Origin of the sequence: Actinomadura geliboluensis (assembly GCF_043197915.1) — a bacterium.
In the GTDB taxonomy this organism is placed as follows: Bacteria; Actinomycetota; Actinomycetes; order Streptosporangiales; family Streptosporangiaceae; genus Spirillospora; species Spirillospora geliboluensis.
Window position 1 is genome coordinate 47,970 of sequence record NZ_JBICUA010000012.1, and the last position, 23,381, is coordinate 71,350.

At 73.2% G+C, this 23,381-nt stretch carries 16 protein-coding genes; 9 read left to right on the forward strand and 7 right to left on the reverse strand.

What is annotated here, in order from left to right:
- Position 1: 1 nt before the first annotated feature.
- On the reverse strand, positions 2–1,384 hold the full coding sequence (xylB, locus tag ACGFI1_RS33695; RefSeq protein ID WP_386866681.1) for a xylulokinase: 1,383 nt from the start codon (positions 1,382–1,384) through the stop codon (positions 2–4).
- A gap of 89 nt (positions 1,385–1,473) precedes the next feature.
- On the opposite strand from xylB, the gene ACGFI1_RS33700 reads away from it, so the two are divergent.
- Positions 1,474–2,679: an ROK family transcriptional regulator gene (locus tag ACGFI1_RS33700; protein ID WP_138640826.1), complete on the forward strand. Its 1,206-nt coding sequence runs from the start codon at positions 1,474–1,476 to the stop codon at positions 2,677–2,679.
- On the opposite strand, the gene ACGFI1_RS33705 is transcribed toward ACGFI1_RS33700, so the two are convergent.
- The 3 genes from ACGFI1_RS33705 to ACGFI1_RS33715 are packed head-to-tail and all read right to left on the reverse strand — an operon-like array spanning position 2,676 to position 7,599.
- Complete coding sequence (locus tag ACGFI1_RS33705; protein ID WP_392791227.1) at positions 2,676–4,211, reverse strand: glycoside hydrolase family 43 protein; 1,536 nt, start codon at positions 4,209–4,211, stop codon at positions 2,676–2,678. The genes ACGFI1_RS33700 and ACGFI1_RS33705 overlap by 4 nt on opposite strands.
- Positions 4,208–6,556 carry a glycoside hydrolase family 3 N-terminal domain-containing protein gene (locus tag ACGFI1_RS33710; RefSeq protein ID WP_392791229.1) on the reverse strand — a complete coding sequence of 783 codons (2,349 nt, stop codon included), beginning with the start codon at positions 6,554–6,556 and terminating at the stop codon, positions 4,208–4,210. The genes ACGFI1_RS33705 and ACGFI1_RS33710 overlap by 4 nt, the downstream gene beginning before the upstream one ends.
- Positions 6,553–7,599, reverse strand: coding sequence for a LacI family DNA-binding transcriptional regulator (locus ACGFI1_RS33715; RefSeq protein ID WP_392791681.1), 1,047 nt, complete (start codon positions 7,597–7,599; stop codon positions 6,553–6,555). Before ACGFI1_RS33715 ends, ACGFI1_RS33710 begins: the two co-directional genes overlap by 4 nt.
- 274 nt (positions 7,600–7,873) lie before the next feature.
- Here ACGFI1_RS33715 and ACGFI1_RS33720 point away from each other — a divergent pair, with 274 nt between their 5' ends.
- The 4 genes from ACGFI1_RS33720 to ACGFI1_RS33735 all read left to right on the forward strand — a co-directional run bounded on the left by ACGFI1_RS33720 (position 7,874) and on the right by ACGFI1_RS33735 (position 12,214).
- Positions 7,874–9,166: an extracellular solute-binding protein gene (locus ACGFI1_RS33720; RefSeq protein WP_392791231.1), complete on the forward strand. Its 1,293-nt coding sequence runs from the start codon at positions 7,874–7,876 to the stop codon at positions 9,164–9,166.
- Positions 9,163–10,155, forward strand: coding sequence for a carbohydrate ABC transporter permease (locus ACGFI1_RS33725; RefSeq protein WP_138641576.1), 993 nt, complete (start codon positions 9,163–9,165; stop codon positions 10,153–10,155). The genes ACGFI1_RS33720 and ACGFI1_RS33725 overlap by 4 nt, the downstream gene beginning before the upstream one ends.
- Positions 10,152–10,979: a carbohydrate ABC transporter permease gene (locus ACGFI1_RS33730; RefSeq protein ID WP_138641575.1), complete on the forward strand. Its 828-nt coding sequence runs from the start codon at positions 10,152–10,154 to the stop codon at positions 10,977–10,979. Before ACGFI1_RS33725 ends, ACGFI1_RS33730 begins: the two co-directional genes overlap by 4 nt.
- A 158-nt stretch (positions 10,980–11,137) precedes the next feature.
- Entirely contained in the window at positions 11,138–12,214 is a 1,077-nt protein-coding gene (locus ACGFI1_RS33735) for a lytic polysaccharide monooxygenase auxiliary activity family 9 protein (RefSeq protein ID WP_392791233.1), read from the forward strand.
- Positions 12,215–12,467: 253 nt separating this feature from the next.
- Here the strand turns inward: ACGFI1_RS33735 and ACGFI1_RS33740 are convergent, their stop codons facing one another.
- Positions 12,468–14,204 carry a glycoside hydrolase family 6 protein gene (locus tag ACGFI1_RS33740; RefSeq protein ID WP_392791236.1) on the reverse strand — a complete coding sequence of 579 codons (1,737 nt, stop codon included), beginning with the start codon at positions 14,202–14,204 and terminating at the stop codon, positions 12,468–12,470.
- Between the two features lie 64 nt (positions 14,205–14,268).
- Complete coding sequence (locus ACGFI1_RS33745; protein WP_392791238.1) at positions 14,269–15,765, reverse strand: cellulase family glycosylhydrolase; 1,497 nt, start codon at positions 15,763–15,765, stop codon at positions 14,269–14,271.
- Positions 15,766–16,058: 293 nt separating this feature from the next.
- Here ACGFI1_RS33745 and ACGFI1_RS33750 point away from each other — a divergent pair, with 293 nt between their 5' ends.
- From ACGFI1_RS33750 to ACGFI1_RS33765, 4 genes are all read left to right on the forward strand, one after another.
- Positions 16,059–17,093: a LacI family DNA-binding transcriptional regulator gene (locus tag ACGFI1_RS33750; RefSeq protein ID WP_301175908.1), complete on the forward strand. Its 1,035-nt coding sequence runs from the start codon at positions 16,059–16,061 to the stop codon at positions 17,091–17,093.
- 122 nt (positions 17,094–17,215) lie between these two features.
- Entirely contained in the window at positions 17,216–20,140 is a 2,925-nt protein-coding gene (locus ACGFI1_RS33755; protein ID WP_392791240.1) for a glycoside hydrolase family 48 protein, read from the forward strand.
- An 83-nt stretch (positions 20,141–20,223) separates the two neighbouring features.
- On the forward strand, positions 20,224–21,399 hold the full coding sequence (gene dinB / locus ACGFI1_RS33760) for a DNA polymerase IV (protein ID WP_387067374.1): 1,176 nt from the start codon (positions 20,224–20,226) through the stop codon (positions 21,397–21,399).
- A 119-nt stretch (positions 21,400–21,518) separates the two neighbouring features.
- Complete coding sequence (locus tag ACGFI1_RS33765; RefSeq protein WP_386866660.1) at positions 21,519–22,319, forward strand: SAM-dependent methyltransferase; 801 nt, start codon at positions 21,519–21,521, stop codon at positions 22,317–22,319.
- Here the strand turns inward: ACGFI1_RS33765 and ACGFI1_RS33770 are convergent.
- Positions 22,288–23,094, reverse strand: coding sequence for a hypothetical protein (locus ACGFI1_RS33770; protein WP_392791244.1), 807 nt, complete (start codon positions 23,092–23,094; stop codon positions 22,288–22,290). The genes ACGFI1_RS33765 and ACGFI1_RS33770 overlap by 32 nt on opposite strands.
- Positions 23,095–23,381 lie beyond the last annotated feature (287 nt).

Here is a 23,381-nt window from a genome sequence, read left to right on the forward strand (position 1 = left end):
CTCAGATCTCCGGGGCGGAGTCGCGCAGCGCCGCGTAGCGCTCGCGGACGCCCGTCTCGGTGCGGTCGCTCGTGTGCTCGGTCGCGGGCGGCGCCGGCCACGCCGGGGGCTCCGGCGTCCCGGCGAGCGCCCATGCCGCCTGGCGGGCGGCGCCGAGCGCGACGTACTCGGCGGGCTCGGGCACCGTCACCGGCGTCCCGAGGATCGCCGGGGCCAGCGCCTGGACGGCGGCGGACCGGGCGCCGCCGCCGATCAGCAGCGTGCGGCGGGGCCGGACGCCCTGCGCGGCCAGGTGGTCGACGGCGTCGGCGAGCGAGCACAGCAGCGCCTCCACCGCGGCCCGCGCCACGTTCTCCCGCGTCGCGTTGGACGTGGTCAGCCCGGCGAGGACGCCGGTCGCGTCCGGCCGGTCGGGGGTGCGTTCGCCGTCCAGGTAGGGCAGCAGGGTCAGGCCGCCGGCGCCGGGTTCGGCGGCGAGCGCGAGCGCGGACAGCTCGTCGAGAGCGGCGCCGGTCATCGCGGCGGCGGCGGTCAGGATCCGCGCGGCGTTCAGTGTGCAGACGAGCGGCAGGAACCGGCCGGTCGCGTCGGCGAACCCGGCGACCAGGCCGGAGGGGTCGGCGGCGGGGACGTCCGCGACGGCGAACGCCGTGCCGGACGTGCCGATCGAGACGACCACGTCGCCGGGCCGCAGCCCGAGGCCGAGCGCGGCGGCCATGTTGTCGCCGGTCCCGGGGCCGAGCGCGGCGCCCCACGAGGTCTCGCCGACCCGCTCGCCCGGGGCGGCGACGCGCGGCGGCTCGGCGTCGCGGCCGAGCGCGGCGCGCAGCAGGTCGGGCAGGTAGGCGCCGGTCGCCGGGGACCAGTAGCCGGTGCCGGACGCGTCGCCCCGGTCGGTGACCGGCTCGGCGGCGCCGAGCCGCAGCGTCAGCCAGTCGTGCGGGAGCATGACCCGCTCGGTGCGGCGCGCGTTCTCGGGCTCGTGCTCGGCCATCCAGCGCAGCTTGGTGACGGTGAACGAGGCGACCGGCACGCTGCCGGTCCGCTCCGCCCACGCCTTCGGGCCGCCGAGTTCGGCGACGAGCGCGCGGGCCTGCGGCGCCGAGCGCGTGTCGTTCCACAGCAGCGCGGGCCGGACGACCTCGCCGCCGCCGTCGAGCGCGACCATGCCGTGCTGCTGCGCGCCGACGGCGACCGCGTCGGCCCGCTCCAGCAGCTCCCGGACCTGGGAGAGCGCGTTCCACCAGTGGTCGGGGTGGCATTCGGTGCCGTCGGGATGCGGCGCGGACGCCTCCGCGACCACGGCGCCGTCGGCGGCGCGGCACAGGACGACCTTCGTCGACTGCGTGGAGGAGTCGACGCCCGCGACCAGGCTCTCGGCCATCCCGACCCCTTTCGTAAAGAGCGTGGACTAATTAACGTAGCAGAGGGCCGCAGCCCTGCCTATAGTCGCGCTTCATTTAGGGTTCATTCATGACAAAGTCCGCGAACGCCCCCGTCCGGCACGCGACGATGCGCGAGCGGAACCTCGCCGTCGTCCTGGAGCGGGTCGCCCGCCACCAGCCCGTGACCAGGGCGCGGCTCGCCGAGCTGACCGGCTTCACCAAGACCACCGTCTCCAACCTCGTCGCCCTGCTGGAGGGCGCCGGGCTGGTGCGCGACGGCGCGCTCGTCCACGAGGGGGAGCGCGGCCGGCCCGGCGTGGGCGTCTCCCTGCACGGCGACGGCGCCGCCGGGCTCGGCCTGGAGGTCAACGTCGACTACCTCGCCGCCTGCGTCCTCGACCTCGCCAAGCAGGTCCGCTACCGGCACGTGGTCAGCGCCGACAACCGCGGCCGCGAGCCCGGAGCGGTGCTCGCCGCGCTGTCCGCGCTCGCCGCCGAGGCGGTCGCGGCCGCCGCCGGGCAGGGCCTCGCCGTCGCCGGCGCCGCGGTCGCGCTGCCCGGCCTGCTCGACCGCGAGAACGGCGTGGTCCGGCACGCCCCGAACCTCGGCTGGACCGACGTCCCCGTCACCGGCGCGCCCGGCCTCGCCGCGCCGCTGCCCGCCGAGTACGACAACGAGGCCAACCTCGCCGCACTCGGCGAGCTCTGGTTCGGCGGCGGCGCCCGGTTCGGCGACTACGTGCACGTCTCCGGCGAGATCGGGATCGGTGCCGGGATCGTCGTGGACGGGCGGGTCTTCCGCGGCGCCCACGGCTTCGCCGGGGAGCTCGGCCACCTCATCGCCGAGCCCGCCGGCCCGCCCTGCTCCTGCGGCGGGCGCGGCTGCCTGGAGCAGGTCGCCGGGCAGGAGGCGATGCTGCGCGCGGCCGGCCTGCCGGTGACGCGGCCCGCCGGCGGGCCCGGCGGCTCGGTCGGGCGGCTCGTCGAGCGGCTGGAGGCGGGCGACGCCGCCGCGCTCGGCGCGGTGGCGCGGGCCGGGCGGGCGCTCGGCGGCGCGCTCGCCTCCGTCGTCAACCTGATCGACCCCGACACCATCGTCCTCGGCGGCGTGTTCTCGCCGCTGGCCGCGTGGGTGCGGCCCCCGCTCCAGGACGTCCTCGCGGGCGGCTCCGGATCGCTGCGGCGGGGCGTCCCGCCGGTCGAGGTCTCCGGCCTCGCCGAGGGCGCCGCCGTCCTCGGCGCCGCCGGCCTGGTGGTGGAACGCGTGATCGCCGACCCCGCGCTGCTGCTTTAGGGCGCGTCCGGGAGCGGGGTGTACTCGAACCAGGCGAAGTCGGCGTGGTTCGCGCTCGCCCGCCCGTTGGACGTGGCGTAGAGGCCGATGTAGGCGCCGGTGAAGCCGCCCGCGACCTGACTGGTCAGGATGTCGCCGTCCACGGGGTCGCCGAGCGGCGTCCAGATGCCCGGCTCCGCGCTGTAGGACGCCTGGTACCAGCGCCCGTGGGCCTCGAAACCGAGCCCCACCCGTCCGGGAGCGGGCGGCGCCATGGCGAGCACCGTCTCGATGCCCTGCTCGCGCTTCACCAGGAGCACGCCCTGGGCCGCCGACACCAGGAGGACGTGGAAGTCGTTGTTCTGCACGAGCGCGAGCCCCGCCCACTCCTCGTCGGCCGGGACGAAGTCCAGCGCCGTGAAGGCGGCGAAGTCGTGGTGCTGCTGGCGCCGGCCGACGAACGACGGGTTGGCGACGTCCGCGAGGCTCTCCGGCCGGACGCGCAGCCGCAGGTGCCCCGGCCGCTCGGACAGGCTCCACCACCGCTCGCGCGGGGGCCGCAGCATGTTCCACTCCGGGCCGAGCTCCGGGCCGTCGAACTGCCCGCTTCGCGGGACGGCCGGCCACGGATGCGGCGGCAGCGACGGGACCGGGTGGCTCGGCTCGACGCGCCCGCCGGTGACCGGCCAGCCGTCCTCCCAGGCGAGCGGGGCCAGGAAGGTCTCGCGTCCGAGGACGCACCGGTCGCCGCGGTGCGGGCGCATCGCCAGCAGCACCATCCACCACTCGCCGTCCGGCGTCTCGACCAGGTCGGCGTGCCCGGTGCCGACGATGGGGTGGCCGGTGCCGAAGTTCCGGTGGGTCAGCACCGGATTGCGCGGGCTCCCCTCGTACGGGCCGGTCACCGAGTCCGAGCGCGCGATCATCACCGCGTGGTCGAGCGCCGTGCCGCCCTCCGCGGTGAGCAGGTGGTACCGCCCGCCGATCTTGTAGAGGTGGGAGCCCTCCGACCAGATCGACCCCTTCACCGCGCCGTCCCAGATCACGTGCTCGTCGCCGGTCAGCGCCAGGGCCGCCGGGTCGAACTCGCGCAGCCAGATCTCGGTGTGCCCCTCGTACCGGCCGGTCAGCCGCGTGCCGGTGCACCAGGCGCGGCCGTCGTCGTCGAAGAACAGCGACGGGTCGATGCCCGCGCCGTCCAGCCGGTGCGCGTCCGACCACGGCCCCGCCGGGTCGGACGCGGTCATCACGAAGTGCCCGGACCAGTCCGTCCCGTCCACGAGGGTGCACACCAGGTAGAAGGTGCCGTCGTGGTGGCGCAGGGTCGGCGCGTACAGGCCGCCCGACGCGGGCACCCCGTCCAGCGGCAGCTGATCGGGCCGGTCGAGGGCGTGCCCGATCTGCCGCCAGTGCACCAGGTCGCGGCTGTGGAACACCGGCAGCCCGGGGAACCACTCGAACGTGGACGTCACGAGGTAGAAGTCGCCGTCCACGCGGCAGACCGACGGGTCGGGATGGCAGCCCGGCAGCACCGGGTTCAGGAACCGGGTCACAGCGGCGTCACCTCGACGGGCACGGTCATGACCCGGTCGGGGCCGAGCTCCCGGACGGGCCCGTCCAGGGTGAACGAGCCGCGCAGCGGAAGGTCCGCGCTCGACCGCCCGACCTCGACCCCGACGGTGCCGGGCTCGACGACGCGCCGCAGGTCGGCGCCCGTGAACGAGGTCCGGTCGGCGTGCACCTCGAACGCGACCCGGGCCGCCTCGCCCGGCTCCAGCCGCACCCGGGCCCACCCGGCCAGCCACCGCACCGGCCGCACCACCGACGCGACCGGGTCGGACAGGTACAGCTGGACGACCTCCGTTCCCGCGCGGTCGCCGGTGTTGCGGACCGCCGCGCTGACCGTGACCGTCCCGTCGGTGGCCGCGCGCTCGCCGACCTCCAGGCCGGAGTACTCGAACGTCGTCCAGGTCAGGCCGTGGCCGAACGGGTACAGCGGGACCGGGTCGACGGCGCTCCAGTCGTGCCCGCCGTCCATCGGCGACCGCAGGTAGGTGACCGGCGGGCCGGACGCCCGGCGCGGCACGCTGATCGGCATCCGCCCGGACGGGTCGACCCGCCCGGCGAGCACGCCGGCGACCGCCGGGCCGCCCTCCTCGCCCGGGAAGAACGCCTGCACGACGGCGGCGGCGCGGTCGGCGAGCCCCTCGATCGCGTAGGGGCGCCCGCTCAGCATCACGAGGACCGTGGGCGTGCCGGTGTCCAGCACGGCCTCGGCCAGCTCCGCCTGCCGCCCCGGCAGCGCGAGCGTCTCGGCGTCGCAGCCCTCCCCGGACGTGCCGCGGCCGAACAGCCCCGCCCGGTCGCCGAGCACGAGCACGCACACCTCGGCGTCCGCGGCCGCGGCGGCCGCCGCCTCGATGTCGGCGTCGTCGGCGACGAACACGTCCTTCGAGCCCGCCACCCGGACGCCGGGCAGCTCGGCGCGCAGCGCGTCCGCGACGGTGCGGATCTCCACGCCGAGCGGCAGCTCGGGGTGCTGGCGGCCGACATGGGCCGGGAAGGTGTAGCAGCCCATCATCCCGAACGGGTCCTCCGCGAGCGGCCCCGCCACCACGACGCCGTCGCCCGAGCGCAGCGGCAGCACGCCGTCGTTGGCGAGCAGCACCACCGACTCCTCGGCCAGCCGCCGCGCGATCGCGCGGTGCTCGGGCGGGTCGAGATCGAGGGCCCGCGCGTCCCCGTCGTCGGGCACGTCATCACCGGGCACGTCATCACCGGGCACGCCGTCCAGCAGGCCGAGTTCGGCCTTCATCGCCAGCACCCGGCCCGCCGCCCGGTCCAGCAGCTCCTCGGGGACCGCGCCCGACCGGACCAGTTCGATCAGCGGCTCGCCGTAGCAGCGGACCGTCGGCAGCTCCATGTCGATCCCGGCGCGCAGCGCGAGGGCGCCGGCCTCGCCCCGCGACCCGGCCACCCGGTGCCGGGTCTCCAGGAACGAGATGCCGAAGTAGTCGGCCACGACGGTGCCGGTGAAGCCCAGCTCGCCGCGCAGCAGCCCGGTCAGCAGCCGCTCGTCGCCGGCGGAGGGCATGCCGTCCACGTCGGTGTAGGAGTGCATGACCGAGCGGGCGCCGGCGCGCAGCGCCATGGCGAACGGTTCGAGGACGACGTCGGCGAACTCGCGCGGCCCGATCGCCACCGGCGCCATGTTGCGGCCCGCGCGGGAGGCGGAGTAGCCGGCGAAGTGCTTCAGCGTCGTGACGATGCCGGCCCCCTCCATGGCCCGCACGTAGGCCGTGCCGAGGACCCCGACGAGGTACGGGTCCTCGCCGATGCACTCCTCCGTCCGGCCCCAGCGCGCGTCGCGGACCACGTCGAGCACGGGCGCGAGGCCCTGGTGCACGCCGGCCGCGCGCAGGCTCGCCCCGATCGCGGCGGCCATCTCGCCGACGAGCTCGGCGTCGAAGGCGGCGCCCCACGCGGGCGGGCTCGGGAACACGGTCGCGCCCCACGTCATGAAGCCGTTGAGGCACTCCTCGTGCGCGATCGCCGGGATGCCGAACCGGTTGCCGGCGGCGACCCGGCCCTGCAGCTCGCGGAGCCGCGCGACGCCCTCGGCGGCCGGGACGGGAGCGGTCCCGAACACGCGGGTGAGCTGGCCGAGGCCGCGGTCGACGACGTCCGCGAGCGCCGGGGCGGTCTCGTGCGAGTCGTCCTCCATCGGGGCCACCGGCTCGCCCGGCTCGGCGGGCATCGCCCAGAACCCGGCGAGCTGCCCCGCCTTCTCCTCCGGCGTCATCCGGGCCAGCAGGTCGGCGACCCGCTCGGCGACCGGCGACTCGCGGTCCTGCCAGGGCTCGCGGGTCGCGCTCGCGGCCGGGACGGCTTCGGTCATCGTTCCTCCGTGTGGACCGGCGGGGTGGGGGGCGGCGGCGCGGTGGAGGCGCGGACACGCAGGTCGGTGGCCAGCTCCACGCGCGGGGTAAGCGGCGGGCGGCCGTCCAGCAGCTGCAGCAGGGTGCGGGCCGCGACGCGGCCCATCTCCTCCAGCGGCTGCCGGACGGTCGTCAGCGGCGGCGAGAGCCACTCGCAGGTGGGCAGGTCGTCGAAGCCGACGACGCTGAGGTCCTCGGGGATGCGCAGCCCGGCCAGCCGGGCCGCCTGGTAGGCGCCCATGGCCTGCTCGTCGCTGCCCGCGAACACCGCCGTCGGCGGCACGGGCAGCTCCAGCAGCTCGCGGGTGCGGGCGAACCCGCCCTGGTGGTGGAAGTCGCCGTAGCGGACGAGGTCCTTGTCGACCTCGATCCCGGCGCGCTCCAGCGCCGTCCGGTAGCCGTCCAGGCGGGCCTGGGTGCAGAGCATGTCGGCGGGGCCGCCGATCATCGCGATGCGGCGGTGGCCGAGCTCGATCAGGTGCTCGGTGGCGGCGAGGCCGCCCGCCCAGTTGGTGGCACCGACGCTGGCGATGTCGCTGTCCGGCAGGTTCACCGGGTCGACCAGGACGAGGCCGACACCGGCCCGCTCCAGCTGCTCGCGGTGGCGGCGCGTCATCCGCGACGTCACGAGGATGACCCCGTCGCTGTGGTGCAGCGCGGGCAGGTTCTGCCAGCTCGGCGGCCGGGCGTCGTCGTCGCGGACGAGCGAGACGACGACGCCGGTGCCGTGCTCGGCGCACTCGGCCTCCACGCCCCGCAGGATCTCCACCGCCCACGGGCTGTCGAGGCCGGCGAGGACCAGGTCGATCAGGCCGGACCTGCGGGCCCGGCGGGAGCCGCCCGGGCCCGGGTAGTTGTGGGTGCGCAGCAGCGCCTCCACCCGCTCGCGGGTCGCGGCGGCCACGTCGGTGCGGCCGTTCAGGACCTTGGAGACCGTGGCGGGGGAGACCCCCGCCTGCGACGCGATCAGCGCCAGGGTGGGCCGGGCCGGCGGGTCCGGCATCTCATCGGTGGTGCGCACGGGCACGCTTCACTCCTCCCCGAGGGAAACGATTGCGAACAGTATCGCAATGTTTCGCTCGCTCCTAGCCCCCCGGATCCACTTCTCAACATTTCATTTAGGTCAACGGGCGGCGAAGCCTTGACCCTGGGGTGGCCCTTTCTTAGAGTTCCACGGCAACGGCAAGCTCGAAGAGTTTCGAAAAGCTTTCGAAGCGGGACGGTTCCCCCCGCCCGCCGGTCCCCGGCCAAGCCCACCCCCGATCCAGGAGGCCACCATGGGCATTCCGCACCTGTCGCGCCGTTCGTTCCTGACCGCGGTCTCCGCGGGCACCGTGGCGATCACCGCCGCGCCCCTCCTCGCCGCCTGCGGCGACGGCGACTCGGGAGGCGGCAAGGTCACCATCGAGTGGATGGACATCGCGACCACCGAGCCGTCCAAGACGCTCTACCCGCAGATCGCCAAGGCCTACGAGGCCGCGCACCCGAACGTGCGGGTCAAGCTCACCAACCTGGAGAACGAGGCGTTCAAGTCGAAGATGACCGCGCTGACCGCCTCCGGGAAGCTGCCGGACATCTTCGTCACCTGGGGCGGCGGGGTCCTCAAGCAGCAGATCGACGCCGGCCTGGTCAAGGACGTCACCTCCGACGGCTCCGCCATCCTGAACACGATGACGCCGGTGTCGCAGAAGCCCTACCAGTTCGACGGCAAGACCTACGCGATCCCGTACGACATGGGCGGGGTGGGCTTCTGGTACAACAAGGCCCTCTTCAGCAAGGCCGGGATCAAGGACACCCCGAAGACCTGGACCGAGTACCTGGACGCGGTCCGCAAGCTCAAGTCCGCGGGGGTCACCCCCATCGCGGTCGCGGGCAAGGACAAGTGGCCCGAGATGTACTACTGGGCCTACCTCGCGATGCGCATCGGCGGCCTGCCCGCGCTGCAGCAGGCCGAGAAGGCCAACGACTTCGGCGGGGCCGCCTTCGTCTCCGCGGGCCAGAAGGTCAAGGAGCTCGCCGACCTCGACCCCTTCCAGAAGGGCTTCCAGAACGCCGGCTACGACACGCCAGGCGGGCAGGCCGCGACCATGGGCGCCGGCAAGGCCGCCATGGAGCTGATGGGGCAGTGGGCGCCCGCGGTGCAGAAGGACGCCTCCGGCAAGGACCTCGGCGAGGACCTCGGCTGGTTCCCCTTCCCGAGCGTGGAGGGCGGCCAGGGCCAGGCGACCGAGGTGTTCGGCGGTGGCAACGGGCACGCGCTCAGCAAGGACGCCCCCAAGGAGGCCATCGACTTCCTCGCCTTCCTGATGAACCAGGAGAACGAGAAGAAGCTCGTCTCGTCCGGCGCCTTCATGCCGGTCGTCAAGGGCGCCGAGAGCGAGCTCGACAAGAACCGCAAGCTCGTCGCCGACGCGCTGAACAGCTCCACCGGGTTCCAGCTCTACCTGGACCAGGCGTTCCCGCCCGCGGTCGGCCAGGAGGTCAATGACAGCGTGGCGGCGCTCATCGGCGGCAAGAAGACGCCCCAGCAGGTCACGGAGTCGGTCACCAAGGTGGCCAAGAGCCAATGACCCTGTCCGCCACGACCGACGACCGGCCGCGGCACGCCGCACGGGCCCCGCGCAGGCGGGGCCCCGAGGCGTCGGCGGGGGAGCGGCTGCGCGGCTGGGCGTCCAGCACCTGGTTCCTCCTGCCCGCCCTGCTGCTGTTCTTCTTCTTCGTCCTGATCCCGATCTTCGTCGCGTTCTACACGAGCTTCTTCCGCTGGGGCGGCTTCGGCTGGCCCGAGGACTTCGTCGGCCTCGGCAACTACCGCAAGCTCGCCGACGACCCCGTCTTCCGCGGCGACCTGTGGCGCGGCCTGCTGATCATCGTGTTCTCGATCGCCGTCCAGCTGCCGATCGCGCTCGGCACCGCGGTCCTGCTGAACCAGAGGATGCGCGGCCGGGCGGTGTACCGGGCGATCTTCTTCGCGCCCTACATCCTGTCCGAGGTGATCGCGGGCGTCCTGTTCGGCATCATCTTCCTGCCGGGCAGCGGGCTCGCCGACAAGCTCGTCGGGGACCTGCCGCTGCTCGGCGACCTCGCCGGCCGGTGGTTCGCCGACCCCGACACCGCGCTCCCCACCCTGTTCGCCGTCATGACGTGGAAGTACTTCGGCTTCCACATGATGATCTACCTCGCCGGGCTGCAGGGCATCCCGTCGGAGGTGCTGGAGGCCGCCGCGATCGACGGGGCGGGCCCCTGGCGGCGGTTCCGCAGCGTCACGCTGCCGCTGCTCGGCCCGACGCTGCGCATCAGCGTGTTCCTGTCCGTCATCGGCTCCCTCCAGTTGTTCGACCTCGTGTGGGTCACCACGACGGGCGGGCCGACGCACTCCACGGAGACGATGGCCGTCACCATGTTCCAGTTCGGCTTCAAGCGCTACCAGATGGGCTACGCGGGGGCGATCAGCGTCGCCATGTTCCTCATCTGCATGGTCTTCTCCCTGCTGTACCAGCGCTACGCGCTCCGCCGCGACCTGCAGGGCGCCGTCACCAACGCGGGAGGCCGCCGATGAGAGCCGGCCTCGCGCGGAGCCTGTCCCGGCACACGCTGGTGTGGGTGCTCGGCTCGTTCGTCGTCGTCCCCCTGCTGTACGCGGTGATCTCCGGTTTCAAGACCACCGGCGACCTCACCGCGGACCCGCTGGGGCTGCCGCACCCGTGGAAGGTGTCGAACTACACCGGCATCCTGACGTCCGGCGACTTCTGGCGGCAGATCGCCAACAGCGTGCTGATCGCCGTCGCCACCACGCTGATCACCGTCGCGGTGTCGGCGCTGGCGGCGTTCGCGTTCGCCCGCTACGCCTTCCGGGGCCGGGAGTTCTTCTTCACGCTGTTCGCGGCCGGGCTGATGTTCCCGCCCGCGGTGGCGGTGCTGCCGCTGTTCGTCCTGCTGCGCTCGTTCGGGCTGCTGGACAACCCGCTCGGCATCATCCTGCCGCAGGCCGCGTTCGCGCTGCCCATCACGATCATCATCCTGCGGTCCTTCTTCCGGACGATCCCCGGCGAGCTGGAGGAGGCCGCCGTCATGGACGGCTGCTCCCGGTTCGGGTTCTTCTGGCGGATCCTGCTGCCGATGGCGCGGCCCGCCCTCGGCACCGTGTCGGTCCTCGCCATCGTGACGAGCTGGAACAACTTCTTCCTGCCGCTGCTGGTGCTCGCCGACCCGAAGTGGCAGACGATCCCCGTCGGCATCCAGCAGTTCCAGGGGCAGTACTCGACGAACTACGCGCTCGTCATCGCCTACATCGTGCTGGCCATGGTCCCCGCGATCGCCTTCTACGCCATCGCCGAGCGGCAGCTGATCGGGGGGCTCACCGCCGGTGCCACGAAGGGCTGAGCCCGCCCGAGGCACGGCCCGGACGACGCCGTCCGGGCCGTATGGTCCTGCCGTCACCGCCCTTCGATGAAAGGGTGAAAGGACCGTTCCGGGCCCCGCCGGCGCGGAGCTAGCGTCCGCCTGGACAGGACTCTCCTCGGCCCGTGGACGGGAGGACGATGGGAAAGCGACGACGAAGAGCGCTGGCGGCGGGGGCGGTGCTCGGCCCCGCCATGCTGGCGGGCGCCCTGATCACCGCCGTGCCGGCGTCCGCGCACGGCGCGATGATGGTGCCGGGCAGCCGCACGTACCTGTGCTGGAAGGACGGGCTGACCTCGACCGGCCAGATCGTCCCGCACAACCCCGCGTGCGCGGCGGCCGTCGCGCAGAGCGGCACCACCTCGCTGTACAACTGGTTCGCGGTGCTCCGCTCGGACGGCGCGGGCCGCACCCGCGGCTTCATCCCCGACGGGAAGCTGTGCAGCGGCGGCGCGGTCGTGTACGACTTCAGCGGCTACGACCTGGCCCGCGACGACTGGCCGGTCACGCACCTGACGTCCGGCGCGGACATCGAGTTCCGGTACAACAAGTGGGCGGCCCACCCCGGCACGTTCCGCACCTACATCACCAAGGACACCTGGAGCCCGACCCGCCCGCTCAGCTGGGACGACCTGGAGGACCAGCCGTTCTACAGCGCCACCGACCCGCCGAGCGTCGGCTCGCCCGGCAGCGAGGACGCCTACTACCACTGGAACGCCCGGCTCCCGTCCGGCAAGAGCGGCCGCCACATCATCTACACGGTGTGGCAGCGCTCGGACAGCAACGAGACGTTCTACGGCTGCTCCGACGTCGTGTTCGACGGCGGCAACGGCGAGGTGACGGGCGTCGGAGAGGGCGACGGCGACCCGACCGACCCGCCTACCGACCCGACCGACCCGCCCGGCACGCCGGGCATGGTCTGCTCCGCCGAGTACCGCTCCGTCAACAGCTGGGGCGGCGGCTTCCAGGGCGAGGTCAAGGTCACCAACACCGGAACGCTCCCGCTGAGCGGCTGGATGGCCCACTTCACCTTCGCCAACGGCGAGACGGTCGGCAGCCTCTGGAACGGCACCTTCACGCAGTCCGGCCCGGACGTCACGGTGAAGAACGCGAGCTGGAACGGGTCGCTGGCCGTCGGCGCCTCGACGACGTTCGGGTTCACCGCGAACGCCCCCAGTTCGGCCACCGACGTCGAACCGCACTGCATGACCTCCTGAAAGCTCCCGATCGAACCGCTCCCAGCAGAACCCGGCTCCCAACAGAACACGGCCCGCGGCGTCCGACAGGGGACGCCGCGGGCCGCTCCCGTTCCGGCCGGCGCACGGGCACGCGGCCCGGCCCCGAGGCACGGCTCCCCGGCACAGAGAGGCCCCGCGACAGGGAGAGGCCCCGCGACAGGGAGAGGCCCCGCGACAGGGAGAGGCCCCGCGACCGGGAGCGGGTCGCGGGGCCTTTTCCTGGAGGGGCCGGTTACTGGACGGGCGGGTAGGCGTTCCGCAGCAGTTCCTGGAACTGCGCGGAGAACCAGTGCCCGGACAGCGGCGCGTCCGGCAGGGCGCCGCTCATGTGGTTGTTGTTGCGCGGGTTGCCGGTGTACGTCGGGTCGCACATCCGGTCGAAGCCCTTGCCCTCGTCGTTCGGGATCTCCTCGCTGGCGCCGTCGGACTCGCCCGGAGGCTTCATCCACACGTAGGCGTCGATGCCCGTCGCGGGCGCCGCCTTCGGCCGCTCACCGAGGCCCGCCCCGGCCTGGTTGCACCAGTTGCCGAGGTGGATGCGGCGGTCGATGCGGCCGCCGTCGACGTAGGCGTTCACGTCCGTCTGCGGGCCGGGCCCGGTCGGACGCTCGGCGCCGCCCCAGCCGTTGCGGCTGGTGTCGATGAGCATGCCGATGCCGGAGTCGAAGCCCTTGCTGATCAGCTCCTGCCGGAACGCCTGCGCGTAGGACTGCTCGTCCACGTACCGGTTCCAGTCGACCCACGAGGACTGGCGGACGGACGTGCCGTTCACCGAGTCGTTGATGGTGAAGTAGGGCTCCTTCACCGCGCCGTAGTTGGCGGTGTTGGTGATGAAGCCGGCCACGTTGCCCTTCGAGCCGGACATGTCGGCGGTGTCGGCGAGCAGCTGCGCGGTCGGGCCGAAGTTGTCGTCCCAGCCGATCCAGCCGTGGTGGCCGATGTCGATGTAGTTGTAGACGTTCGACAGCGCGCCGAGCTTCTGCAGCGCGTAGGCGATGCCCTTCTCGTAGTTGCCGTTCGCCTTCATGACGTCGCAGTTCTCGGTGGCGGTCGGCCGGTCGCCCGCGTTGGTGATCAGGTTCGGCAGCGAGTCGATCTCCACGACCGTGACGACCCGCAGGTCGGCGTACTTGGCGTCGCCGAGGATGCCCGCGATCGGGTCGATGAACTCGGTCTTGTACCGGTCGAGGTCGTTCGGGCCGAGCTCGCCGTTGGACGCCAGCGCGGAGCAGTCGCGGCCGGGCAGGTCGTAGACGACGAGCTGGATCACCCCGGCGCCCTGGGAGAGCGCCTCGTCGAGGTGGTCGCGCAGGCCCATGCCGCCGTTCACGCCGTTGATCGCCGCGATCCGGTCGAGCCACACGCCGGTCGGCTGGTCGGAGACCGCGCTCCCGCCGGGCTCGGCGGCGGCGTTGGCGGACCACTCCGGGTTCACGTAGACCTTCGCCCCCGAGTACGGGTTGTCGACGCGGTCACCGGTCGGCGGGTCGGTCGGCGGATCCGTCGGCGTCGTCGGCGGGTCGGTGGGGCCGCCCGTCGACCCGTCGCACACGGTGCCGTTCAGCGTGAACCGGGTGGGGGCCTGGTTCGAGCCGGAGTAGGTTGCCTGGAAGCCCGGGGTGACGGAGGCGTTCTTGGCCAGCGCCCCGCCCCAGCTGGGGTTCTTCACGGTCACGTGCTTGCCGGACTGGGCGAACGTCCCGTTCCAGCCGTTGGTGACCTGCTGGTTGCCGGCGAAGTCCCACTCCAGCGTCCAGCTGCTGAGGGCGTCGCCGAGGTTGGTGACCTTCACGTTGGCGGTGAAGCCGGTGCCCCAGTCGTTGGCGGTGTACTCGACGGTGCAGCCGGCGGCCGCGCTGGCCTGGGCCTGGGCCAGCGCGACCGTGCCTGAGGCGAGCAGGACGGCCGCCGCTCCGGCGGCCGCGCCGCGGCGGGCGCCGGGCCTCCTGCGCGCAGGGGGGTGCTTCATGCGGGTCTCTCCTCCATCTGGTTGGGGTGGGCGTGTTGCAGGCGGTGGGTCAGGGAGCGGTGGGTCAGCGGGCTGACCGCAGGTGGTCGCGGAGCCCTGCTCCGTACGCGGTCGGGGTGCCGTCGTAGGAGCTGATCAGGGAGGGGCCGCTGGAGCAGTCCCAGGTGTTCCACGTCCAGCCGAGGTAGGACGCGGCGTGCGCGTCGAGCCAGGCCATCAGCGTGTCGACGTAGGAGTGGCCGCAGGTGTTCTCGCCGATCTCGCCGGCGACGAGCGGCACCGCGGCGGCGACGGGCGCGAGCTGCTGGTCCCAGCAGGCCGCGTCCCTGCAGTAGTTGAAGTTGTAGGAGTGCCAGGCCGCCGCGAGGTTGCCGGCCGGGTCGGACGGCTTCAGCGCGAGCCACTGGGACAGGTCGTTGGAGTAGCTGCTGCCCGCCACCATCACGACGTTCTCGGCCCCGGTGGAGCGGACCGCGTCGAGGAGGTCCTGCATCCCGGCGGCCTCGTAGGTCAGGCCGGTGCAGTCCGCGCCGCCGTCCCGCCAGCACTTCCACGACTGGCCGTAGTCCATGACCTGCAAGTTGTTCGGATACGGCTCGTTGAACAGGTCGAATACGACGGCCTTGTCGTCCTTGTACGCGGCGGCGACCTGCCGCCAGAACTCGGGCGCGTATTCGGCGTCCGGCATCGGTTTCTGGCATTCGGCGGCGGCCGTGGCGCAATGGTTGTCATTGCCGGTCCACAGGCCGTGGCTCCAATGCAGCTCCAGAATGGGCGTGATGCCGTTCTCTTCGAGAAGGCCGACGTAGTTCCGCACCGCGTTCCGGTACGCGGTGCCGCGGTAGGCCGGGTCGACGTTGTCCAGCCCGAGCCAGCAGTCGGAGTTCAGCGGCACCCGGACGGCGTTGGCGTTCCAGCCCTTGATGGCGGCGACCGAGGCCGCGTCCATCGGGCCGTCCCAGATGCCGTTGCCCTGGACGCAGGCGAACTCGCCGCCGGAGCGGTTCACCCCGCGCAGCCGGACGGTGTTGCCGGCGGCGTCGGTGAAGGCGTTGCCGGAGACCTTCAGCTCCGGTGCCGGCCCGCCGGGCGGGGGAGTGGTGGGCGGCGTCGGCGGATCGGTGGGCCCAGTGTCGCCGTTGCAGGCCGTGCCGTTGACCTTGAAGTCGGTGGGGTCGGCGTTGCTGCCGCTGTAGGTGAACTGGGCTCCGGCCTGGACGGACGCACCTGTCGCGAGGGCGCCGTTCCAGCTCTCGTTCTGGACGGTGACGGCCGCGCCGGACTGCGACCAGCGGCCGTTCCAGCCGTTCGCCAGCCGCTGGTTCCCGGTGTAGGAGTAGGTCAGCGTCCACCCGGTGGCGGCCGCGCCGCGGTTGGTGATCGTGACGGCGGCCGTGAAGCCCGTACCCCAGTCGTTGGTGGTGTAGGCGACCTCGCAGGCGACGGCCGCCCGGGCCGGCGGCGCGCCGAGCACGGCGCCGGCGGCGGCGAGCGAGCCCGCCGCGCACAGCGCGCCGGTCAGGGCGGCCGCCGCGGCGGTGCGCGGGGAAGGCGATCTCATGGGATCTCGGCTTTCACGTCGTGACTTTTCGCTTGGGAGCGCTCCCACTCCTGGACTGCGGTGAACGTAGAACGGCCCGGACACGGCATGGAACCCCTGTTCCATTCCTTTCACGAATTTTCACGGCGGCTCGCGCGCGCGGTGAGGGACCGGGGAGCCATTCCGCGCATCCATTTGGCCTGTGACCCTTGACACAATCGGCGTCCGATCGGATTCTTGGGAGCGCTCCCACTACTCCCGACCCGGTCCCACCCCCGCGACGGCCCGGGAACCCCCGAAGGGAGTGCTCAAGCGTGACCCTCACCCATCCCGAAGACCCCGCCCTTCCCGACCGGCCCCCGACCCTCGCCCACGTCGCCGAGCTCGCCGGCGTGTCGCCCGCGACCGCGTCCCGCGTGCTCAACGGCTCGGCGCGGGTCAGCAGGACGGCCCGCCTCCAGGTGGAGGCGGCCGTCGAGCGGCTCGGCTACGTCCGCCGCCGCGGCGGCTCCCCCGACCGGGAGTCCTCCGGCACGATCGCGGCCGTGGTGTGCGAGGACGCCTGCCGCGTCCTCGGCGACCCCTACTTCGCGCGCCTGCTGTGGGGCGTGCGGCGCGAGCTGGACGGCCGCGCGCCGCTGGTCGTCCTCATGGCCGGTCGGCCGGACGAGTGGCGCGCCACCACCGGCTACCTGCGCGGCGGCCGGGCCGAGGGCGTGCTGCTCGTCGGCGCCCGCCGCGACCAGGTCGCCCCGCTGGTGCAGGCCGCGGCCGGCGCCCCGGTGGTGCTGGCCGGGCGCCCCCTCGACGAGGTGGCGCTGCCCTACGTCGACGTCGACAACCGCGGCGGCGCGCACGCCGCCGTCCGGCACCTGCTCACCACCGGCCGCCGCCGCATCGGCACGATCGCCGGGCCCGCCGACATGGGCGCGGCCGTCGACCGGCTGGCCGGCTACCGGCTCGCCGCCCGGGAGGCCGGGATGGGCGTCAACGGGCTCGTCTGCCAGGGCGACTTCGGCCGGCTGTCCGGCGAGCGCGCGATGCGCCGGCTGCTGGAGCGCCGGCCGGACGTCGACGCCGTGCTCGCCGCGTCCGACCAGATGGCGGTCGGCGCGCTCAGCGCGCTGCGCCGGGCCGGCCGGCGGGTGCCCGACGACGTCGCCGTCGTCGGCTTCGACGACGCGCCCGTCGCCCGGCAGGTGCGGCCCCGGCTCACCACCGTCCGGCAGCCCGCCGAGGACCTCGGCGCCCGGCTCGCCCGCGAGCTGCGCGCCTGCACCGGCGGCCGGCCGAACACCGAGCGCCGCGTGGTGCTGCGCACCAAGTTGATCATCCGGGAGTCCGGCTGACGGCCCCGGCCTGACGCGCGCCCGCCTCGCGGCGCGCCCCTTGAAGGAGACGCCACCGCCGGAGTCCGCCGGCGGTGGAGCCCGGCATGCCCGCACGCCGGGTGACTCAGGAAGGAACAAAGGTGAGAAGACGGCAACGATGGCGCGCGTTCACGGCCGTGGGCGCGACGCTGACCCTGCTCTGCAGCGGCCTAGGGGTGCTGGCGCCCGCGCACGCCGCCGCCGCCGCGTGCAAGGTCGTCTACAAGAAGAACGACTGGGGCAGCGGTTTCACGACCAGCATCGACATCGCCAACCAGGGTGACGCGCTGAACGGCTGGACGCTGAAGTACTCCTACGCGGGGAACCAGAAGCTGGCGAGCGGCTGGTCGGGCAAGTGGTCGCAGTCCGGCCAGGACGTCACCGTCCAGAACGAGAGCTGGAACGGGGCGCTGGCGTCCGGTGCGACCGTGAACATCGGCGCGCAGTTCACCTACAGCGGGACCAACACCGACCCGACGTCCTTCACCCTGAACGGCACGCCCTGCAACGGCAGCACGTCCGCCCCGAAGGTGGCGCTGACCAGCCCGGCCGCCGGGGCCACCTACTCGGTGGGCGCCTCGGTGCCGCTCGCGGCGACCGCCACCGCCGGGACCGGTGCGACCGTCTCCAAGGTCGAGTTCTTCGACCAGGACGGCCCGCTCGGCGCCGCCGACACCACCGCCCCCTACGCGCTGAACTGGACGCCCTCCGCCGCGGGCGGCTACTCGCTCTACGCCAAGGTGACCGACAGCGCCGGCGGCACGGCCGAGTCCGCGCCGGTCGGCATCACGGTCGCGGCCGAGGCGAGCGTCGTGGCCAACCCGGCGACGCTGACCATCGCGCAGGGCTCCACGGCCGCGTACGCGGTGAAGCTGTCGGAGGCGCCGTCCTCGAACGTCACCGTGACGACCGCCCGCACCGCGGGCAACAGCGGCCTGTCGGTGACCGGCGGCGGATCGCTCACGTTCACGCCGCAGAACTGGTCGACCGCCCAGAACGTGACGATCACCGCGGACGACTCCGGCACGGGCCAGGCGACGTTCACCTCGTCGGCGACCGGCTACGCGGCGGCCACGGTCACCGCGACCGAGGTGGCCACCGGCGGCGACACCTACACCCAGCGGTTCCTCGACCAGTACAACAAGATCAAGGACCCGGCGAACGGCTACTTCAGCCCCGAGGGCATCCCGTACCACTCGGTCGAGACCTTCATGGTCGAGGCGCCCGACCACGGGCACGAGACCACGTCCGAGGCCTACAGCTACCTCATCTGGCTGGAGGCCATGTACGGCAAGGTCACGCAGAACTGGGCCCCCTTCAACGCCGCGTGGGCGCTGATGGAGAAGTACATGATCCCGACCCACGACGACCAGCCGACGAACTCCTTCTACAACGCCTCCAAGCCCGCCACCTACGCCGCCGAGCACCCCGAGGTCAGCGACTACCCGTCGCAGATCGACGGCAACATCCCGGTCGGGCAGGACCCGATCGCGAGCGAGCTGAAGTCCGCCTACGGCACCGACGACATCTACGGCATGCACTGGCTGCAGGACGTCGACAACGTGTACGGCTACGGCAACACGCCGGGCGGCGGCTGCGAGGAGGGCCCGAGCGCCGACGGCCCGTCCTACATCAACACCTACCAGCGCGGCGCCCAGGAGTCGGTGTTCGAGACCGTCCCGCAGCCGACGTGCGACAAGTTCGCGTTCGGCGGCACCAACGGCTACCTCGACCTGTTCATCAAGGACTCGTCCTACGCCAAGCAGTGGAAGTTCACCGACGCCCCCGACGCCGACGCGCGCGCCATCCAGGCCGCGTACTGGGCGAACACCTGGGCCGCGGAGCAGGGCAAGGCCGGCTCCGTCTCGGCCACCGTCGCCAAGGCCGGCAAGATGGGCGACTACCTGCGCTACTCCTTCTTCGACAAGTACTTCAAGAAGATCGGCGACTGCCACCCCGCCACGTCCTGCCCGGCCGGGACGGGCAAGGACAGCGAGCACTACCTGCTGTCCTGGTACTACGCCTGGGGCGGCGCCACGGACACGAGCGCCGGCTGGGCCTGGCGCATCGGCGACGGCGCCTCGCACTTCGGCTACCAGAACCCCCTGGCCGCCTACGCGCTGGTGAACGACGCCGCGCTCGCCCCCAAGGGCGCCACGGCCAAGGCCGACTGGGAGAAGAGCCTCACCCGGCAGCTGCAGCTCTACAAGTGGCTGCAGTCCGCCGAGGGCGGGATCGCCGGCGGCGTCACCAACAGCTGGGAGGGCAGCTACAGCACCCCGCCGACCGGCCTCACCGAGTTCTACGGCATGGCCTACGACTGGCAGCCCGTCTACCACGACCCGCCGAGCAACCAGTGGTTCGGCTTCCAGGCGTGGTCGATGGAGCGCGTCGCCGAGTACTACCAGGTCACCGGTGACGCGAACGCCAAGGCGATCCTCGACAAGTGGGTCTCCTGGGCGCTGTCGCAGACGACCGTCGACCCGTCCACCGGCAGCATCAAGATCCCGTCCACGCTCAAGTGGACCGGGCAGCCGGACGCGAACTGGTCGTCGGCCAGCGGCATGCCGCCCGCCAACACCGGCCTGCACGTCACCGTGCAGGACTACACCAACGACGTCGGCGTGGCCGCCGCGTACGCCAAGACCCTGACGTACTACGCCGCCAAGTCCGGCGACGCCGACGCCAAGAAGGCCGCCAAGGACCTGCTCGACGCCATGTGGAAGCACGCTGACGCCAAGGGCGTGTCGGTGCAGGAGACCCGGGCCGACTACAACCGCCTCACCGACCCGGTCTACGTCCCGTCCGGCTGGACGGGCACCATGCCGAACGGCGACCCGATCAACTCCAACTCGACCTTCATCTCCATCCGTTCCTTCTACAAGAGCGACCCCGACTACCAGCGCGTCATGGCCTACGCCAACGGCGAGACCTCGACCGCGCCGACCTTCACCTACCACCGCTTCTGGGCGCAGGCGGACATCGCCCTCGCCATGGCCGACTACGGCCGCCTCTTCAACGAGTAACCACCCACCCCGCGGCCCGTGGCGGCGTCCTGCCGCCACGGGCCCCCTACCTGCCCGGACTCCGGCTATGCGAACATATGTTCGTGTCCGGTGCCGCGACGATCCTGCATGCCGACCTGGACGCGTTCTACGCGTCGGTCGAGCAGCGCGACGATCCGTCGCTGCGCGGGCGGCCGGTCATCGTCGGGATGGGCGTGGTGCTGGCCGCCAGTTACGAGGCCAAGGCGCACGGCGTGCGGACGGCGATGAGCGGCGGGCAGGCGCGGCGGCTCTGCCCGCGCGCGGTCGTGGTGCCGCCGCGGATGAGCGCCTACAGCGCGGCGAGCAAGGCGGTTTTCGCCGTCTTCCGGGCCACCACGCCGCTCGTCGAGGGGCTGTCGATCGACGAGGCGTTCCTCGACGTGGACGGGCTGCGCCGGGACCCCCCGGAGGTGGCCGCCCGGCTGCGGCGGGAGGTCGCCGAGGAGGTCGGGCTGCCGATCACGGTCGGGGTCGCCCGCACCAAGTTCCTCGCCAAGGTCGCCAGCGGCGTCGCCAAGCCCGACGGGCTGCTGGTGGTGCCGCCGGACGGGGAGCTGGAGTTCCTGCGCCCGCTCCCGGTGCGGCGGCTGTGGGGCGTCGGCCCGGCGACCGCCGCCAAGCTGGCCGGGTACGGCGTGGAGACCGTGGGCGACGTGGCGGACATGCCCGAGTCGGCGCTGGTGTCGCTGCTCGGCCCGGGCGCGGGGCGGCACCTGCACGCGCTCGCGCTCAACCGCGACCCCCGCCCGGTGCGGACGGGCGTGCGCCGCCGGTCCATGGGCGCGCAGCGCGCCCTCGGCCGCCGCCGCCGGTCGCCCGCGGAACTGGACGCCATGCTCGTCGGCCTCGTCGACCGGCTCGGCGGACGGCTGCGCAAGGCCGGGCGCGTGTGCCGGACGGTGACCCTCCGGCTGCGGTTCGGCGACTACGCCCGCGCCACCCGCTCGCACACGCTGGCGCAGGCGACCGCCGACACCCCCGCGATCCTGGCGGCGGCGCGGGGGCTGCTCGCCGCCGCGGCGCCGCTGGTGGAGAGCCGGGGGCTGACGCTGATCGGCGTCTCGCTCGGGAACCTGCACGACGACCGGGCCGTCCAGCTCGCGCTGCCGTTCGACCAGGCCATGGCCGTGGACGGCGCGGTGGACGGCGTCCGGGAGCGGTTCGGCCAGTCCGCCATCACCCGCGCCGTCCTGCTGAACCGCGACCAGGGGGTGCAGGTCCCGCTGCTGCCCGACTAGGCCGCTCTGCCGTGCTCGCTTTACTGAGCCCGCGCCGGCGTGCCTCACGGTGGGTTCCGGCGCGAGCACTCCGCGTTCCATGAGACGATCATTTGACCGGGGACGATCGGAGCTTTGCGATGGCCGATGAGAGGTGGACTCCCGCCGACGTGGATCTGGTCACGCCGAACACGGCGCGGATCTACGACTACCTGCTCGGCGGCAAGGACAATTACGCGGCCGACCGGGAGGTGGCCGAGCAGCTGCTCGCCGTCATCCCCGAGGCGCGGGCGGCGGCGCGGGAGAACCATGCCTTCATCGGCCGCGCGGTGCGGTTCCTCGCCCGCGCGGGCGTCCGGCAGTTCATCGACATCGGCAGCAAGCTGCCCGCGCGCGGGAACGTCCACGAGGTCGCCGCGCAGGTCGCGCCCGACGCGGCCGTCGTGTTCGCCGACGGCGACCCGGTGGTGCTGGCGCACGCCCGCGCGCTGCTCGCCCGGACGCGGCGGGCCGCCTTCGTCCGGTGCGACCCGCGGCGCCCGGAGGCCGTCGCCGGCGACCCGGAGGTCCGCGCGCTCATCGACTTCGAGCGGCCGGTGGCGGTCGTGCTCGACCGCGTCCTGCACTTCATCCCGGACGCGGCCGAGGCCGCCGCCGTGCTGCGGCGGCTGCACGACGCCCTCGCCCCGGGCAGCCACCTGGTGTTCACGCACATCACGCAGGAGCCCGAGCCCGAGTCCGGCGGCGACGTCGGCCGGGTGTTCAAGCCGACCAGCGGCCACTTCTGGGGGCGCGGCCGGGCCGAGATCCTCGACATCGTCGCGTGCTTCGACCTCGTGGAGCCCGGCCTGACCTTCACCCCGCTGTGGCGCCCCGACGGGCCGGGGACCGCGCACCCGGAACGGGCCTTCACCCTGGCGGGCGTGGGCCGCCGCCGCTGACCGCGAGGGCGCGCAGGCGGCGCCGCCACACGGGCAGGCCGTCGCGCGCGGCGCGCGCGGTGCGCCGGTGGACGCGCGCCGGGGCGGCGCCGGCGTCGTGCACCCAGCCCTGGTGGCTGCGGCCGGTGACCTCCAGCCGGACGAGCGGGACGTAGGAGTCGGCGCGGATCCCCTCGTACCCGTGCCGGACGATGGAGTGGTAGATGTCCTCGGACACGACCAGCGCCAGCGGCCCGCGGGTGCGCCGCAGGGCGCCCTTCGCCTCCGCCGAGTCCAGCAGCCGGAAGGCGACGTCGAGGGATTCGCCGAAATTGCCGTGCCCGTCGTTGTGCACCTCTCCGGCGTGCACCACCACCCGCACCCGAATTCGCCGGTCGCCGCCGGACGTGATCGTCTGCGCCGAATTGTATTCGGCGAGGAGTGCGGACAGCAGCGGCACCACCGGGTGCAGCAGCAGCGTTTTCGGAACCTCGTCGAAAGGGCGCACCAGAACGAGGACCCCGTCGCCCCGGTCGACGTACTCCTCGCGGTGCCGCGGCCCGATTCCGGCGCGGTTGAACGCCTCCTCCAGCAGCCGGTAGAGCGTGCGGCGCAGCTCGGCCTTCACCGGGTCGGTGCGCGTCGTGGACGCCTCGATGTCCACCGCCAGGATCGCCCGGTACCGCGGCCGGACCCGCGCCCGGTCGGCGAACGGGGCGAGCGGCCCCGCCGCGCCGGCGGGTACCGGCAGCCCGGCCCCCGGCCCCGGGCCGCGCACGGCCGTCGTCTGCTCCATTTCCCCCGCGCCCCTTTCTCCCCGCGTCCCCCATTGCTCCCGCGAAACGATCCTGGCATTCCCCGCCCGGCCCGGCAACCCAGTAGAACGCGGGCCGGCGGCGGTGTTTTCCCGGTGAATGTGAATTCCTTTCAGCCGGGTCGGATTCGGCCGCGTCCAGGGTCCGGACGCGGGGCCGTCCCGCGTCAAGGGAGGCGCGTCCTGAATGCTCCCGGGCCGGCGGGACTCCGGTCCGGCGAGATCGGGACGAGAACGCCGGAACGGCGCGCGCATCGATCGCATAACGC